Origin of the sequence: Pseudoalteromonas sp. J010 (assembly GCF_003934235.1) — a bacterium.
Classification (GTDB): domain Bacteria; phylum Pseudomonadota; class Gammaproteobacteria; order Enterobacterales; family Alteromonadaceae; genus Pseudoalteromonas; species Pseudoalteromonas peptidolytica.
This window is the reverse complement of the sequence record NZ_RDBW01000081.1, coordinates 1-609: the sequence shown is the minus strand read 5'-3', so window position 1 is coordinate 609 and position 609 is coordinate 1. Positions and strand designations below refer to the sequence as shown.

General features: G+C 46.5%; 1 rRNA gene. It reads right to left on the bottom strand.

From position 1 onward, the window contains the following. Positions 1-459 precede the first annotated feature (459 nt). Positions 460-573 (bottom strand): 5S ribosomal RNA (gene rrf, locus EAG18_RS22040). Between the last annotated feature and the right edge of the window lie 36 nt (positions 574-609).

The following is a 609-nucleotide window of genomic DNA, read 5'->3' as shown; positions in this document are numbered from 1 at the left end:
TTGTGGTGGGAGCGAGTTTACCTCGCGAGGTGTTGATTACTTTTCGAGGTGTCGATTATCTTGTGAGGCTTTCTTTTCAAATCCCACATAGCAAAAAACCCGCTGCATTGCTGTAAAGGGTTTCTCTAATAAGGCCCTGACTCGCTACGAAGTAGGATGTTCTACTTTCACATGGGAAGCCCACACTATCATTGACCGGGGCCGACCCTTCGGCTGTTTTGTTTCACTTCTGAGTTTGGGTGACAAGAAACCGAGGTAACGCTTCGCAGCTCGAGGAACAGCTCGGCGGGTAAACCGCCTCCTACCAATCCAGTACTTTGTTATGTCGTGGTGGGAGCGAGTTTACCTCGCGAGGTGTTGATTGCTTTGTGAGGTGTTGATTATCTTGTGAGGTTTTCTTTTCAAATCCCACATAGCAAAAAACCCGTCGCATTGCTGCAACGGGTTTCTTTTATAAGGYCCTGACGATGTTCTACTTTCACATGGGAAGCCCACACTATCATCGACGCTGTTTTGTTTCACTTCTGAGTTCGGCATGGGGTCAGGTGGTTCCAAAACGCTATGGTCATCAGGAAATTCTGTTCATTAATGAAGTATCCTTCATTAATA